This window comes from Nocardia sp. NPDC058244 (assembly GCF_042882065.1).
In the GTDB taxonomy this organism is placed as follows: domain Bacteria; phylum Actinomycetota; class Actinomycetes; order Mycobacteriales; family Mycobacteriaceae; genus Nocardia.
The window spans coordinates 85,808-101,276 of record NZ_JBHVWX010000009.1; the positions used below are offsets into that span (position 1 = coordinate 85,808).

Sequence of the window (15,469 nt, forward strand, 5' to 3'; positions counted from 1 at the left end):
GTAATGGGCAGGGTGAGCGCGGGACGGATGGAAACTTTCCTCGCGGTGGCCCGGCTCGGCAGCGTGCGCCGCGCGGCCGCTCAGCTGCACGTCACCGAGGCGGCCGTCTCCGCCGCCGTCGCCCATGTCGAGAAGCAGCTCGGCGCCAAACTGATCACCCGATCGGGGCGTGGGATCGCGCTGACCGAGGCGGGCCGGGTCTACGCCGAGTACTGCCGCGGAATCCTGGGTCTGATGAAGGAGGCGCACGCCGCGGTCCGCCAGGCCGAGGCGGGTCGGCTCCGCATCGGCGTCGTCGCCACGGCGGGCGAATCGGTGGTGCTGCGCCCGCTGGCCTCGTTCCGGCACCGCTATCCCGATGTGGAACTGAGCCTGTCGATTCAGCCCCGTGACGTGCTGTTTCTCGAATTGCAGCACCACGAGACCGATCTCGTCATCGCGGGCCGTCCCCCGCACGCGGCGAATCTGGTCATCCAGGCCCGGCGGCCGAGCACGCTCGTCGTCGTCGGCGCGAACGATGCCAACGATCCACGCCACGACACCTGGCTGCTGCGTGGCAACGGCTCGGGCACCCGGGAAGCGACCCTCGCGCTACTCGACCGGCTCCAGATCGATCCCCCCACCCTGACACTGGGTTCGCACGGCGCGGTCATCGCCGCCGCCCGTGAGGGTCTTGGCATCACCCTCATCCATTCCGATGCCGTCGGCGAGCATCTGGAATCCGGTGCGCTGCACACGATCGACGTGCCCGGGACACCGCTGGACCGGGCCTGGCACGCGGTCACGACACCGACCCCCACCCCGGCTACCCGCTTGTTCCTGGCGCACCTGATCGACCCGCTCGAGACCGGAACCGACGCCTTCCACGCCGCGATCGGGCCCTAGCGGGCTGTTTTCAGGCGTTATCGCGCAGCGAAGCGGGCCTCGAAGGCTGTGCGATTGGCCGATACCGCCGCCCGATCCCACACGGCGAACACCACCCGATCGAACGCCGCGCCCCACTTCTCCAGCCCCGCGGCGAAGGCGTCAGCCACCTGGACGGGATCGTTGCGGAACACGCCGCAGCCCCACGCGCCGAGCACCAGGGTGCGCACCTCGTGCCGCGCCGCGGCGGCGACCACCCGTTCGGCTCGCTCGGCCAACAGCAGGGGCAGGTCGGCAGTCACCGCCCGACGGGCCAGCTCGCCGGCGTTGGGGGCGGGCGAGGTCAGGAAGGTCACCGGAAACGGCTCGGCCAGCGCGCCCTCGTCGTCGCGGATGACCGGCACATCCGGCGAGACGATCACCCGGTGGGTGTAGGCCAGGTCCGACGACGCGCGGTGCGCCGCATAGTAATCCGTCGCCTCGATCAGGCAGGTGTAGAGCAGCGCGCTCCGGCACAGGTCCTCCTCCTGGGCTCGCGCGCCCCTGAGGTAGCCACCTCCAGGATTCCGCGCCGAGGCGAAGTTGAGTATTCCGATCCGCCCGCCGTTGTCCTCGCCGTGCAGTCGCCGAGCCGCCGCCACGCTGCCTTCGCCGGTCACGTCGATGGTCGTCGGGCCGGAACCGGGTGCCGGCGTCCGGATCAGCTCGTCCAAGAGCGTCGGCGTGTAGGACACCGTTGCGCGTCGCGCCGCCGCCAGTTCCGGACCGATGTCGACGGCCACTCCCGCGGCGGTTCGGTAGGTGCCTCGTTCGGCGATTTCCTCGTTCACCACGGCCACGTGGTGCCATTTCTTCGTCATCGTCGTGACCGTAACCGGCGAGACCGTCGGCCCGCCACTGGTTTTTGTCTCGATAACAACAACTATGTCGAACGGCTGGCCGGAGCAGGGTGTCGGTACACCGTGTCACGATGCCGCTCATGACCCGCGACCCGGAACCCGCGCTGGAACACCGACTGGAATTGGCCCTCGACTACGGCCAATTCGTGCTCCACGGCGGCGAGGGCGAGGAGGACACCGAGCTGGCCCTGCTGGAAGCGGCGCTCGCCACCGGTCCGTCCGCCGGTGACGGGCACACCGTCGTGGTGTGCAGTCCGCACCAGAACAACTTCGAGATGCCCGTGGTGGTGCAGGTGTGGGCGACACGTCCACCGGCCGACGAGGACGACTGGCAACAGATCAGCGAAGCCCGGCTGCATATCGGCGAGTACGGACTGAACATCAGCTCGCCGGTGGACACCTGGGAGTCCGCGCCGGTGCCGCCGGGCGACTACATCGTCGAGATCGCGGGCACCGGCTTCGTCGGATACGGCTGGCCGGGCACCACCACCCCGGGCGATCACTGGCGGATTCGCTGCTGGCCCGACGATGGGAGCGAGCTGCGAGCACCACGGGTCTGGGTCGACCCCGAACTCGCGGCCGACTCGACCAGCGCGCTGCCACGCATCGATACCGGCATCACACTCCCGAGCGGAACGACGGCCGCGGCCGCGCATCTCGTGATCCCGTTCGCCACCGAGGGTTCCGCGCCGGACGACCAGGCACGGCAGCGGGAGCAGGAGGCGGCGGAGCGTGCCAGGGAAGAATGGGGCGGCGAGCCGATCGCCGCGCTCGCCGACATCTACTGCGCCCGCGATCTGGGCGGATACGACCGTGCGCTCGCCGAGTCGATCGCCGGGATGGATGTCGCGGAACTCCGCGCGTTGAGCGTGTTCTGCGCCGAGCGGGCCTACGAGTACGCCGGGCTCGCCGACCGCCCGTGGGTCCGTCCCGCGCTCACCGCCCTGCGTTCCGGCGACCCGTTCCCCGAACACTTCCAGGACGCGGCCGCGACGTTCGCCCGGCTGGACGAGGACGAGTACAGCCCCGGCGCGACGCAGTTCCGGTCCGTCCTCCGGGTGGACGGCGACGTGCCGGCGCGTCGCCGAAATCCCTACGACCGCGGCAATATCAGCCGACCGCATTTCGCCGTCAACACCCTGTTCCACGCGCGCCTCGCCGATCCGCTGCAGGGCGCGCTCGCGGGCCTGAACGAAGCCGCGATCACCTTCGGCGACCGGGTCGAGGTCTTGTTCGCGGGCATCCGCGCCGAGTTCGGACTGCCACCGAGGTACTGACGACAACGCCGTGGACGGCCATGGTCACCGCGGGTACCGTCGTCGCCAGGGGCGGGTCCATCGTCTGCGCACAATCGAACGAAGGGGTGGGGCATGGCAACGGAAGTGACGCTGTCGGGAGACGCGCTCGAACTGCCGGGCGGCGTCCGGGTGACATTCATCCGTACCTTGCGCTTGCCCGAGATGGGCACCTATCCGCTGCCACCCGGACTCGGCAGCTTTCCGCTGCGCCGCGTCGCCGACTACCCCGACACCGTGCCCGAGGAGTGGCGCACGCGCGGCGGGGTCATGCTGCCGGTGTATCAGCGTGAGGCCCTGTGGCTGCGCTTCTCCGCGACCGCGCCCACCGCGCTCAAGGTCGGCGTCGGCAAGGTCTGCGCCGTCTCCGGGAAACCGTGGAGCGACACCATCGGCCAGGACCCGCAGAACTATCTCGCCCTGCCCGAGCAGCCGTGGATGGACGGCATCAACTCCGGCGACGGCACCGTCCGCCAGTTCGTCGCGGTGCCGCTCGGGCTCGGCGCGACCGTCGAAGGTCAGGTCACCGGGGTCGAGCAGTGGGGTGGCGTGCAACTGGCCGTCCACGGGCTCACCGACGCCGCCCGCGCCGCTTGGCTTGCCGCCGAGGAAGCCCGGCAGCGCGCCGCGCGCCCCGCCCCGATCCCGCCCTGGCAGTCCGGTGAACCGGTGTACGGCGCGCCGATGCCGGTGAGCGCACCGCCGGACGGGGTGGCGTATTCCGGTCCGGCGCCGGGTGGGCCGCCGCCCGCGGCACCCGCAGGGGCCGCCCGGATGCGTGGAGCGGCCAGGAAGATGGGACTCGGTGCGGGTGGCACCATGCGGCAGGAGATCTTCGCCGACCGCAGGCCGGTCGAGGACTATCACGCCGAGGCCGACGGCCGCGTCTTCGTCCACCTCGCCTCAGCGGCCGAATGGCAGCAGATCACGGGTGAACCGGCCCCGCCGACGCCGATCACAGCCCAGGCCTACGCCGAGCACAATCTGCCCTGGTTCGACTATTACGCCGCCGACGCCGAAGACCTGGCCCCCTCGACCGAGCTCGCCGGGGTGAAGCCCACCGGTGAGTGGCTGGCCGACGAGCAGCCCAATCCGCCGCTCGAGCAACCACTTCCGGTGATCCCGCTGGGCGGCAAGAAGGTCGAGGACGGCGACTGGTAGCTGCCGCGGGCCCGCGCTGGACTCGCTTGCCCCGCAGGCCAACCGGCCGATCCGGCGAACCTGCCACGCCGCGCGCCCGCGCGGACGTACGATCCGAGCGTGGCCGAATCGAATGGTTCCACCCCGCTGCGTGTGCTGGTCTACAGCAACGATGCCGACACCAGGCAACAGGTGATGCTGGCGCTGGGCCGTAAGCCGCGCCCCGATCTGCCGGAGCTCGACTTCTTCGAGGTGGCCACGGCACCTGTGGTCATCGAGCAGATGGACGCGGGCGGGATCGATCTGGCGATCCTGGACGGGGAGTCCGCGCCCGCGGGCGGCCTCGGCATCGCCAAACAGCTCAAGGACGAGATCGACGAGTGCCCGCCGGTGGTCGTGCTGACCGGCAGGCCCGACGACGCCTGGCTGGCGAACTGGTCGCGCGCCGAGGCCGCGGTCTCGCACCCGATCGACCCCATGCAGCTCACCCACGCGGTCACCAGCATCCTGCTCGCCCGCTGATCGGCGACCTCCGGGCATCGTCCCGGTCCTGCGGATAGTCCCACGCCCCACAGTTCTGCCTATTACCACTGGTAACACCAGTGGTTACGTGGCGTGCGCCGATCCGGGATTACCCCCGGATCGCTCATGAATCGCTGTATCGAAATCAATCAAAGCCCACCCCGGAAACGCGCGGCGCGCCCCCGCAACGGCGGTAGTCTGTGCTCTAGCTCACACGAGCGCGGGCTCCTGTATAACGCTCCGCCATCGCTGCACAGCCTTGCGCGAGCCCCGTATCGGCGGACAACGTTGTCGGCCCCGTCTCGCCAAAGCTGCCGTCCGCGGCCGGGCCACACGGCTCGACCTGCTCCAGCGAGGAGGGGAAAGCAGTCGTGAATATCGAGGTGCCCGCGCTCGTACTCGGCGCCATCGCCGCCGCGTTCGCGGTGTTCTCCGTCATCATGGCGGCGCTGATCGGCCCGAAGCGACGCAACCGGGCCAAGCTGGAACCCTACGAATGCGGCATCGAGCCGACCCCGCACGCCATCGCGGGTGGCCCCGGAAACGCCACGGGACAGCGCTTTCCGGTGAAGTACTACCTCACCGCGATGTTGTTCATCATCTTCGACATCGAGATCGTGTTCCTCTACCCGTGGGCCGTGCACTTCGATGCGCTCGGGCTCTTCGGTCTCGCCGCGATGGCGCTGTTCATCGTCAATGTGTCGGTCGCCTACGCCTACGAGTGGCGGCGCGGCGGCCTCAGCTGGGAATGAGTGGGAAATAATGGGTCTCGAAGAGAAACTGCCCAGCGGGTTCCTGCTGAGCACCGTGGAAGATTTCGCCGGCTACCTGCGTAAGGGCTCGGTCTGGCCCGCGACGTTCGGCCTGGCCTGCTGCGCGATCGAGATGATGGCCACCGGCGCAGGACGATTCGATATCGCCCGCTTCGGCATGGAGGCGTTCCGCGCCTCCCCGCGCCAGGCCGATCTGATGATCGTGGCGGGCCGGGTGAGCCAGAAGATGGCCCCGGTCCTGCGCCAGGTCTACGACCAGATGACCGAGCCGAAATGGGTACTGGCCATGGGCGTGTGCGCCTCCTCGGGCGGCATGTTCAACAACTACGCGATCGTGCAGGGCGTCGACCACATCGTCCCGGTCGACATCTACCTGCCCGGCTGCCCGCCGCGCCCGGAGATGCTGCTCAACGCGATCCTCGCGCTGCACGCCAAGATCGCCGAGACGCCGATGGGCGTCAACCGCGAGGAGGCGATCCGCGCCGCCGAGCAGGCCGCGCTGGCCAGCACGCCGACCATCCGGATGGAGGGCCTGCTGCGATGACCTTCGACGCTCCCGACAACGCCGACAGCACTGCGGGACAAGACATTCCGGACGAGACACCCGCCACGCCGAGGCCGCCCGCGGCACCCGAGGACGAGGTGATCGGCACCCGCCGCGGCATGTTCGGTGTCACCGGTACCGGCGACACCTCCGGCTACGGCGGCCTGGTCACGCCCGTCGCGCTGCCAGCGGGCACCCCGCCGCCCTACGGCGGCTGGTTCGACGCGTTCGTCGGCACCCTGCGCGCCGCGCTGACCCACCGGGTGATCGCGTTCGACACCGTGATCGAGAAGATCGTCGTCTTCCGCGACGAGATCACCCTGCACGTCCGGCGTGAGCACCTGGTCGCCGTCGCGAGCGCGCTGCGCGACGACACCTCGCTGCGCTTCGAACTGTGCCTGGGCGTCAACGGCGTGCACTACCCCGACGACGAGGGCCGCGAGCTGCACGCGGTCTACCACCTCATGTCGATCACCCACAACCGGCGGATCCGGCTGGAAGTGTCGGCCCCCGACGCCGATCCGCACATCCCCTCGCTGTTCGCGGTGTATCCGACCACCGACTGGCACGAACGCGAGACCTACGACTTCTTCGGCATCCTCTTCGACGGGCATCCCTCCCTCACCCGTATCACCATGCCCGACGACTGGCGCGGCCATCCGCAGCGCAAGGACTACCCGCTCGGCGGGATCCCGGTGGAGTACAAGGGCGCGCGGATACCGCCGCCCGACGAGCGGAGGACCTACAGCTGATGACCGACACCGATTTCCGCCGCGACGAACCGCAGGTCGTCACCGTCGCAGGCCAGGACTGGGACCAGGTCAGCGAAGTGATCGAGGGCGGCGGCGAAGAACGCATCGTCGTCAACATGGGCCCGCAGCACCCGTCGACGCACGGCGTGCTGCGCCTGATCCTCGAGATCGAAGGCGAGACCGTCACCGAGGCCCGCTGCGGCATCGGCTACCTGCACACCGGGATCGAGAAGAACCTGGAGTTCCGCACCTGGACCCAGGGCGTCACCTTCGTGACCCGGATGGACTACCTGTCGCCCTTCTTCAACGAGACCGCCTACTGCCTCGGCGTGGAGAAACTGCTCGACATCACCGAGCAGATCCCCGAGCGCGCCACCGTCGTGCGCGTCATGCTGATGGAGCTCAACCGGATCTCCTCGCACCTGGTCGCCCTCGCGACCGGCGGCATGGAACTCGGCGCGCTCACCCCGATGCTGTTCGGCTTCCGCGAACGCGAACTGATCCTCGACGTGTTCGAGACCATCACCGGCCTGCGGATGAACCACGCGTTCATCCGTCCCGGCGGCCTCGCCCAGGACCTGCCCGACGACGGCGTCACCAAGGTGCGCGAGCTCCTGGAGATCATGCCGGGCCGGTTGCGCGACATGGAGCACCTGCTCAGCGCCAACCCGATCTGGAAGAAGCGCACCCAGGACATCGGCTACCTCGACCTCACCGGCTGCATGGCGCTCGGCATCACCGGCCCCGTCCTGCGTGCCACCGGTCTGCCGCACGACCTGCGCAAGTCAGCGCCCTACTGCGGTTACGAGAACTACGAATTCGACATCCCGACGACCACCGGGTGCGACTGCTACGGCCGCTACCTGATCCGGGTCGCCGAGATGCGCGAGTCGCTCAAGATCGTCGAGCAGTGCCTGGACCGGCTGCGGCCCGGCCCGGTCATGGTCGACGACAAGAAGATCGCCTGGCCCGCCGACCTGCAACTCGGTCCCGACGGACTGGGCAACTCGCCCAAGCACATCGGCAAGATCATGGGCACCTCGATGGAGTCGTTGATCCATCACTTCAAGCTCGTCACCGAAGGCATGCGGGTTCCCGCGGGCCAGGTGTACGCGGCGGTGGAGTCGCCCCGCGGTGAGCTCGGCGTGCACATGGTCAGCGACGGCAGCACCCGGCCGTACCGGGTGCACTACCGCGATCCCTCGTTCACCAATCTGCAAGCGGTGGCCGCGATGTGCGAAGGCGGCATGGTCGCCGACGTCATCGCCTCGGTCGCCAGCATCGACCCCGTGATGGGCGGAGTGGACCGATGAAGATCGAACTGAAACTCACCACCAGGCCGGAACCGTACCCGCCGCACGTGCGGCAGCGACTCGAAGTCGACGCCAAGGAGATCATCGCCCGGTACCCGCACCCCCGCTCGGCGCTGCTGCCGCTGCTGCACCTGGTGCAGGCCGAAGAGGGATACGTGACCGGCACCGGCATCGACTTCTGCGCCGACCATCTCGGTCTCACCGGCGCCGAGGTGACCGCCGTCGCGACCTTCTACTCGATGTACCGGCGCACCCCGACCGGCGACTACCACGTTGGCGTGTGCACCAACACGCTGTGCGCCGTCCTCGGCGGCGACGCCATCTACGAAGCGCTGCAACACCATCTGGGCATCCACCACGGCGAGACCACCGCCGACGGCGCCATCACCCTCGAACACGTCGAGTGCAACGCCGCCTGTGACTACGCGCCGGTGATGATGGTCAACTGGGAGTTCTTCGACAACCAGACTCCCGAGTCGGCGCGCGCGATCACCGATGCCCTGCGCGCGGGACACCAGGTGCGTCCCACCCGGGGAGCGCCGCTGTGCACCTTCCGGGAGACCGCCCGCATCCTCGCCGGCTTCCCCGACGAACGTCCCGGCGCGCTCGACGGCGCCCCTGGCGCGGCCACCCTCGCCGGGTTGCACACCGCGGAAACCACTGCCGCAGAAGGCGATTCCCTCGGACAGGGGGAATGAGATGACCACCCTCACCCCTGTTCTCAGCGAACACTGGGATCGCCCACGATCCTGGACCCTCGACAGCTACCGCGCCACCGGCGGCTACGAAGGACTCCGCGCCGCCCTGCGGATGGCACCCGACGACGTCATCCAGACGGTGAAGGACGCCGGCCTGCGCGGTCGCGGCGGCGCGGGCTTCCCGACCGGGATGAAATGGTCGTTCATCCCGCAGGGACCCGGTCCCGACGGCACGACCACACCGCACTACCTGGTCGTCAACGCCGACGAGTCCGAACCCGGGACCTGCAAAGACATTCCGCTGATGCTGGCCACCCCGCACACCCTGATCGAAGGAGTGGTGATCGCCGCCTACGCGATCCGGGCGGCCACCGCGTTCATCTACGTGCGCGGCGAGGTGGTGCCGGTGCTGCGCAGGCTCCAGGCCGCGGTCGCGGAGGCCTACGACGCGGGCTACCTCGGGCGCGACATCCTGGGTTCCGGGTTCGGCCTGGAACTGATCGTGCACGCCGGAGCGGGCGCCTACATCTGTGGCGAGGAGACCGCGCTGCTCGATTCGCTCGAAGGCCGGCGTGGTCAGCCGCGGCTGCGGCCGCCGTTCCCGGCCGTGGCCGGGCTCTACGCCTGCCCGACGGTCGTCAACAATGTGGAGTCCATCGCCTCCGTACCGTCGATCCTGCGCAAGGGCACCGAATGGTTCCGGTCCATGGGCAGCGAGAAGTCACCCGGGTTCACGCTGTACTCGCTGTCGGGCCATGTCGCCCGGCCGGGCCAGTACGAGGCGCCCCTGGGGATCACCCTGCGCGAACTGCTCGGCTACGCCGGTGGCGTGCGGGCAGGTCACACCCTGAAGTTCTGGACACCGGGCGGTTCGTCGACACCGCTGTTCACCGCCGAGCACCTCGACGTCCCGCTCGACTACGAGGGTGTCGCCGCCGCCGGATCCATGTTGGGCACCAAGGCCCTGCAGATCTTCGACGACACCACCTGCGTCGTGCGTGCCGTCCTGCGCTGGACCGAGTTCTACGCCCACGAATCCTGCGGCAAGTGCACACCGTGCCGCGAGGGCACCTACTGGCTCGTGCAACTGCTGCGCAGGCTCGAAGCAGGGCAGGGCACCGAGGCCGACCTCGACAAACTCGCCGACATCGCCGACAACATCAACGGGAAATCGTTCTGCGCGCTCGGCGACGGCGCGGCCAGCCCGATCTTCTCCTCGCTGAAGTACTTCCGCGACGAGTACCTCGAGCATCAGCGCCGCGGTGGCTGCCCGTTCGATCCGGCCCGCGCCACGGTGTGGGCCTCGGCAGGGAATGAGGACCGATGACAGCGATCGCGCCCGGCAACAGCAGCGGCGTAGTCCCCGCGGATCTGGTGAGCGTCACCATCGACGACACCACCGTCCAGGTGCCCGCGGGTACGTTGCTGATCCGCGCCGCCGAATTGGTCGGCGTGCAGATTCCCCGCTTCTGCGATCATCCGCTGCTCGACCCGGTCGGCGCCTGCCGGCAGTGCCTGGTCGAGGTGGAGGGGCAGCGCAAGCCGGTGGCGTCCTGCACGATTCCGGTCACCGACGGCATGATCGTGCGCACCCAGGTCAGCTCGCCCGTCGCCGAGAAGGCACAGCGCGGGGTGATGGAGCTGCTGCTGATCAACCATCCGCTCGACTGCCCGGTCTGCGACAAGGGCGGCGAGTGCCCGCTGCAGAACCAGGCGATGTCCACCGGCAGCGCCGAGTCCCGGTTCGACGGGGAGAAGCGCACCTATCCGAAACCGATCCCGCTCTCCTCGGCCGTCCTGCTCGACCGCGAACGGTGCGTCCTGTGCGCACGGTGCACACGGTTCTCCCAGCAGGTCGCCGGTGATCCGTTCATCGAACTGATGGATCGCGGTGCGCTGCAACAGGTCGGCATCGCCCAGGCCGAACCACTGGACTCCTATTTCTCCGGCAACACGGTGCAGATCTGTCCGGTGGGCGCGCTCACCGGCACCTCCTATCGCTTCCGGGCCCGCCCGTTCGACCTGGTGTCCACTCCGAGCGTGTGCGAGCACTGCGCCTCCGGATGCGCCCAGCGCACCGACCATCGGCGCGGAAAAGTGCTGCGCCGCTTGGCCGGTGACGATCCCCAGGTCAACGAGGAATGGAACTGCGACAAGGGCCGCTGGGCCTTCACCTACGCGACCGAACGCGATCGGCTCACCACGCCGCTGGTCCGGGGTTGGGACGGCGTGCTGGCCCCGGCGTCCTGGTCGGAGGCACTGGCCGCCGCGGCGACCGGGCTGCGGGCCGCGATCGGTAACGCCGGCGTGCTCGTCGGTGGGCGGGTCACCGAGGAAGACGCCTACGCCTACAGCAAGTTCGCGCGCATGGTGCTCGCCACCAACGACATCGACTTCCGCAGCCGCGTGCACTCCGAGGAGGAGGAACGCTTCCTCGCCGCCCGCGTCGCCGGACACGGCGTCGAGGTCGACTACGCGGCGCTGGCCGCCGCACCGGTCGTGCTGCTGGTGGGATTCGAACCCGAAGAGGAATCCCCGATCGTCTACCTGCGCCTGCGCAAGGCCGCCCGGACCCGCGGGCTGCGCGTGGTGTCGCTGGCGCCGTTCGCCTCCCGCGGGCTCGAACGGATGTCGGGCGCGCTCATCCAGACCCCGCCGTGCGGCGAGGCCGACGTTCTCGACGCCATCGCCGCCGAGACCTCGGCGGACGCGGCCGAACTCATGGCACTGCTGCGCAGCCCGGGTGCGGTCGTCCTGGCGGGCGAACGGCTCGCGGGCAGCCCCGGCGCGCTGTCGGCCGTGGTCCGGCTGGTCGACGCCACCGGCGCCGGGCTCGCCTGGGTACCCCGACGGGCAGGCGAACGCGGTGCGCTGGAAGCGGGAGCCCTGCCCGGACTGCTGCCCGGTGGCAGGCCCGTGGTCGATCCGGCCGCGCGGCAACAGGTTCGGCACCGCTGGCAGGCCGACGATCTGCCCGTCACGCTCGGCCGCGATACCGCGGGCATCCTGGCGAGCGCCGCTCAGCTCGGCGCGCTCGTCATCGGTGGTGTCGACCCCGACGACCTGCCCGACCCGGCGGCCGCGCTGGCCGCGATCGACGCCGCGCGGTTCGTGGTCAGCCTGGAGTTGCGGCACAGCGCCGTGACCGAGCGCGCCGACGTCGTCTTCCCGATCGCGCCCGTCATGGAGAAGTCCGGCACCTTCCGCACCTGGGAGGGCAGGCCGCGCCCGTTCGCCGCCGCCCCGCTCGACACCACCCGCCGCGTCGCCGCTCCGCTGTCGGACCTGCGGGTGCTGCACTCGCTCGCCGCCGAGATGGGGACACCGATCAACCTGCCCGACATCGCGTCTGCCCGCAGCGAACTCGACCTGCTCGGCGCGTGGAACGGCACACCGATCGCCGCACCCGAGCTGAGCAGCCAGACCCGCCCGGCGCCCGGTATCGGTACCGCGGTGCTGGCCGGCTGGCGGATGCTGCTCGACGCCGGGCGCATGCAGGACGGTGAAGCCAACCTCGCCGGCGTCGCCCGCCCACCGGTCGCCCGGCTCTCGGCCGCCACCGCCGCCGAGATCGAAGCGGCCGACGCGGACCACGTCATCGTCTACACCGACCGCGGCGAGATCACCGTGCCGCTGATGATCACGGACCTGCCCGACCGGGTGGTGTGGCTGCCGCTGCACTCCCCCGGCTCGACGGTCGCCGCCACGCTCGGCGTGACACCCGGCGCCGTGGTGCGCCTGCGCCGCGCCGACGACAGGATGAAGGAACACCGCCATGAGTGATCCCGTGCTGCACCTGGCAGCCGACACCGCCCCTGTCTTCGGCACCGACCCGCTCTGGCTGGTGATCGTCAAGGCGCTCGGCGTGTTCATCTACCTGATGCTGGTGCCGCTCATCGCGGTCTACGCCGAACGCAAGGTCGTCGCGTGGATGCAGATGCGCGTCGGCCCCAACCGGATCGGCCCCGGCGGCATGTTCCAGTCCATCGCCGACGGCGTGAAGATGGCGCTCAAGGAAGACATCATCCCGGCGATCGTGGACAAGCCGATCTTCGTGCTCGCCCCGATCATCTCGGTGATCCCGGCGTTCATGGCGTTCGCGGTGATCCCGTTCGGCCCCGAGGTGTCGATCTTCGGCCAGCAGACCGCCCTGCAACTCACCGACATGCCCGTCGGTGTCCTCTACATCCTGGCCATCACCTCCATCGGCGTCTACGGCATCGTGCTCGCCGGCTGGTCGTCGGGCTCGACGTATCCGCTGCTCGGCGGCCTGCGCTCGACCGCGCAGGTGATCTCCTACGAGATCGCGATGGCGCTGACCTTCGCGACGGTGTTCCTGCTCTCGGGCACCATGGCCACCTCCGGCATCGTCACCGCGCAGGAGGGCACCTGGTACGTCTTCCTGCTGCTGCCCTCCTTCCTCATCTACTGCGTGTCCATGGTCGGCGAGACCAACCGCGCGCCGTTCGATCTGCCCGAAGCCGAAGGCGAACTCGTCGGTGGTTTCCACACCGAGTACTCCTCGCTCAAGTTCGCGATGTTCATGCTCGCCGAGTACGTCAACATGGCCACGGTGTCCGCGCTGGCGACGACGCTGTTCCTCGGTGGCTGGCGGGCGCCGTTCCCGATCAGCCTGTGGGAGGGCGCGAATTCCGGCTGGTGGCCGCTGCTGTGGTTCACCCTCAAGGTGTGGACGTTCCTGTTCGTCTTCGTCTGGTTGCGCGGCACCCTGCCCCGTCTGCGCTACGACCAGTTCATGAATCTGGGCTGGAAACTGCTCATTCCGACCTCGCTGGTGTGGGTGATGATCGTGGCGACGGCCCGGGTCCTCGATATCGAGGGCGTCACCGGCCAGACGCCGATCCTGGTGACCGTCGGCATCGTCATCACCGCGGCGATGATCGCGATGTTCCTGCGCGCGGGCCGGGCCCAGGGCCTGCCGCCGCTGCCGGAGGAGCCGACGAAATCACCGGTGTTCCTCGGCTTCCCGGTTCCGCCGATGCCTCCGCGTACGGCCGACGAGCAGCCCGAGATCGGCCTGTTCGAACCGCTCGCCGGTTTCGCGGTCACCGCGGCGACGATGTTCAAGAAGCCCAACACTGAGTCCTATCCCGAGCAGAAGGTGCCGACCGCCCCGCGCTATCACGGCCGCCACCAGCTCAACCGGTACGAGGACGGCCTGGAGAAGTGCATCGGCTGCGAACTGTGCGCCTGGGCCTGCCCCGCCGACGCCATCTTCGTCGAAGGCGCCGACAACACCGAGGACGAACGTTTCTCCCCCGGTGAACGTTACGGCCGCGTCTACCAGATCAACTATCTGCGCTGCATCGGCTGCGGCCTGTGCATCGAAGCGTGCCCGACCCGCGCGCTGACGATGACCAACGAATACGAACTCACGGACGACAACCGCGCCGACCTCATCTACGAGAAGGACCGCCTGCTCGCCCCGCTGCAGGATGGCATGGTCGCCCCGCCGCACGCCATGGCGCCCGGCACCGACGAGGCCGACTACTACCTGGGCCGGGTCCGTCCCACCACGTCGGAAGAGGTGCTGCGATGACCGCACTGCTGGCCGCCGAAGTCGCGTCGACCTCCACCGGGGAGGCGGTGTTGTTCTGGGTGCTCGCCCCGATCGCGGTGCTCGGCGCGCTCGGGATGGTGACCGCGGCCAAGGCCGTGCACTCGGCACTGTGCCTGGCCGCCACCATGATCGCGCTGGCGGTGTTCTACATCGCCCAGGGGGCGCTGTTCCTCGGTGTCGTCCAGATCGTCGTCTACACCGGCGCGGTGATGATGCTGTTCCTGTTCGTGCTGATGCTGGTCGGCGTCGATTCTGCGGAATCGCTGCGCGAGACGTTGCGCGGCCAGCGGATCGCGGCCGCCGTCGTCGGTGTCGGGTTCGGGTTCCTGCTCATCGGCGGAATCGGCGCGGCCCTGCGCGACAGCGGGATCAGCTTCCCCGGGCGGGGTTTCGGTGGCCGCGACGTCATCGCCGAACTGGCCGAACTGATCTTCCTGCGCTACGTGTGGGCCTTCGAGCTGACCGGTGCGCTGCTGATCACCGCCACCATCGGCGCGATGGTCCTCGCGCACCGCGAACAGTTCACGCCGCGGCGCGGGCAGCGCGAGATGTCGCGGGACCGGTTCCGGACGGCGGGCGAACGCGCCACTCCGCTCCCGACCCCGGGCGTCTACGCCAGGCACAACGCCGTCGACAGCCCCGCTCAGCTCCCCGACGGCAGCTTCGCCGAACTCTCGGTGAGCACGATCCTGCGTCACCGCCGCACCCGCGCGCACACCGAGGCCGCCGCGCTCTCGGTCGGCGCGGGCAGCGACGTCACCCCGACGGCCGACGAGGAAGGCAACCGGTGAACCCCCAGAACTACCTGTTCCTGTCCGCCCTGCTGTTCACTATCGGCGCGGCGGGAGTGCTGTTGCGCCGCAACGCCATCGTGGTGTTCATGTGCATCGAGCTGATGCTCAACGCGGTGAACCTGGCCTTCGTCACCTTCGCCCGCCTGCACAGCAACCTCGACGGTCAGGTGATCGCCTTCTTCACCATGGTCGTCGCCGCCGCCGAGGTCGTCGTCGGCCTGGCCATCATCATGACGATCTTCCGTGCCCGCCGGTCGACCTCGGTCGACGACGCCAACCTGCTGAAGTTCTGAC

Annotated in this window: 15 protein-coding genes; 14 read left to right on the forward strand and 1 reads right to left on the reverse strand. The window is 69.4% G+C overall.

Features of this window, described 5'->3' with window-relative positions:
* Window positions 1-3: 3 nt before the first annotated feature.
* Window positions 4-885: a LysR family transcriptional regulator gene (locus ACFVW6_RS26925; RefSeq protein WP_355272063.1), complete on the forward strand. Its 882-nt coding sequence runs from the start codon at window positions 4-6 to the stop codon at window positions 883-885.
* A 17-nt stretch (window positions 886-902) separates the two neighbouring features.
* On the opposite strand, the gene ACFVW6_RS26930 is transcribed toward ACFVW6_RS26925, so the two are convergent.
* Entirely contained in the window at window positions 903-1,724 is an 822-nt protein-coding gene (locus tag ACFVW6_RS26930; RefSeq protein WP_378825897.1) for a TIGR02452 family protein, read from the reverse strand.
* 110 nt (window positions 1,725-1,834) lie between these two features.
* Here ACFVW6_RS26930 and ACFVW6_RS26935 point away from each other — a divergent pair, with 110 nt between their 5' ends.
* The 13 genes from ACFVW6_RS26935 to nuoK all read left to right on the forward strand — a co-directional run bounded on the left by ACFVW6_RS26935 (window position 1,835) and on the right by nuoK (window position 15,468).
* Window positions 1,835-3,040: a hypothetical protein gene (locus tag ACFVW6_RS26935; RefSeq protein ID WP_378825899.1), complete on the forward strand. Its 1,206-nt coding sequence runs from the start codon at window positions 1,835-1,837 to the stop codon at window positions 3,038-3,040.
* Between the two features lie 93 nt (window positions 3,041-3,133).
* Window positions 3,134-4,219: a hypothetical protein gene (locus tag ACFVW6_RS26940; protein ID WP_378825901.1), complete on the forward strand. Its 1,086-nt coding sequence runs from the start codon at window positions 3,134-3,136 to the stop codon at window positions 4,217-4,219.
* Window positions 4,220-4,393: 174 nt separating this feature from the next.
* Entirely contained in the window at window positions 4,394-4,720 is a 327-nt protein-coding gene (locus tag ACFVW6_RS26945) for a hypothetical protein (RefSeq protein WP_355273021.1), read from the forward strand.
* 371 nt (window positions 4,721-5,091) lie between these two features.
* Window positions 5,092-5,472, forward strand: a complete 381-nt coding sequence (locus tag ACFVW6_RS26950) for an NADH-quinone oxidoreductase subunit A (RefSeq protein WP_355272057.1) — start codon at window positions 5,092-5,094, stop codon at window positions 5,470-5,472.
* Window positions 5,473-5,482: 10 nt separating this feature from the next.
* Window positions 5,483-6,037, forward strand: a complete 555-nt coding sequence (locus ACFVW6_RS26955) for an NADH-quinone oxidoreductase subunit B family protein (protein WP_218720158.1) — start codon at window positions 5,483-5,485, stop codon at window positions 6,035-6,037.
* Window positions 6,034-6,789, forward strand: coding sequence for an NADH-quinone oxidoreductase subunit C (locus ACFVW6_RS26960; RefSeq protein ID WP_355272055.1), 756 nt, complete (start codon window positions 6,034-6,036; stop codon window positions 6,787-6,789). Before ACFVW6_RS26955 ends, ACFVW6_RS26960 begins: the two co-directional genes overlap by 4 nt.
* Window positions 6,789-8,102, forward strand: a complete 1,314-nt coding sequence (nuoD, locus tag ACFVW6_RS26965) for an NADH dehydrogenase (quinone) subunit D (RefSeq protein ID WP_355272053.1) — start codon at window positions 6,789-6,791, stop codon at window positions 8,100-8,102. Before ACFVW6_RS26960 ends, nuoD begins: the two co-directional genes overlap by 1 nt.
* A complete protein-coding gene (nuoE, locus tag ACFVW6_RS26970; RefSeq protein ID WP_378825906.1) occupies window positions 8,099-8,800 on the forward strand; it encodes an NADH-quinone oxidoreductase subunit NuoE in 702 nt (233 codons plus the stop codon). The genes nuoD and nuoE overlap by 4 nt, the downstream gene beginning before the upstream one ends.
* 1 nt (window position 8,801) lies before the next feature.
* Window positions 8,802-10,127: an NADH-quinone oxidoreductase subunit NuoF gene (gene nuoF, locus ACFVW6_RS26975; RefSeq protein ID WP_378825909.1), complete on the forward strand. Its 1,326-nt coding sequence runs from the start codon at window positions 8,802-8,804 to the stop codon at window positions 10,125-10,127.
* Complete coding sequence (locus tag ACFVW6_RS26980; protein ID WP_378825911.1) at window positions 10,124-12,583, forward strand: NADH-quinone oxidoreductase subunit G; 2,460 nt, start codon at window positions 10,124-10,126, stop codon at window positions 12,581-12,583. Before nuoF ends, ACFVW6_RS26980 begins: the two co-directional genes overlap by 4 nt.
* On the forward strand, window positions 12,576-14,360 hold the full coding sequence (nuoH, locus tag ACFVW6_RS26985) for an NADH-quinone oxidoreductase subunit NuoH (RefSeq protein WP_378825913.1): 1,785 nt from the start codon (window positions 12,576-12,578) through the stop codon (window positions 14,358-14,360). Before ACFVW6_RS26980 ends, nuoH begins: the two co-directional genes overlap by 8 nt.
* On the forward strand, window positions 14,357-15,172 hold the full coding sequence (locus ACFVW6_RS26990) for an NADH-quinone oxidoreductase subunit J (protein WP_355272046.1): 816 nt from the start codon (window positions 14,357-14,359) through the stop codon (window positions 15,170-15,172). The genes nuoH and ACFVW6_RS26990 overlap by 4 nt, the downstream gene beginning before the upstream one ends.
* Window positions 15,169-15,468 (forward strand): NADH-quinone oxidoreductase subunit NuoK, encoded by a 300-nt coding sequence (gene nuoK / locus ACFVW6_RS26995; protein ID WP_189028720.1) that lies wholly within the window; start codon window positions 15,169-15,171, stop codon window positions 15,466-15,468. The genes ACFVW6_RS26990 and nuoK overlap by 4 nt, the downstream gene beginning before the upstream one ends.
* Window position 15,469: the final 1 nt, after the last annotated feature.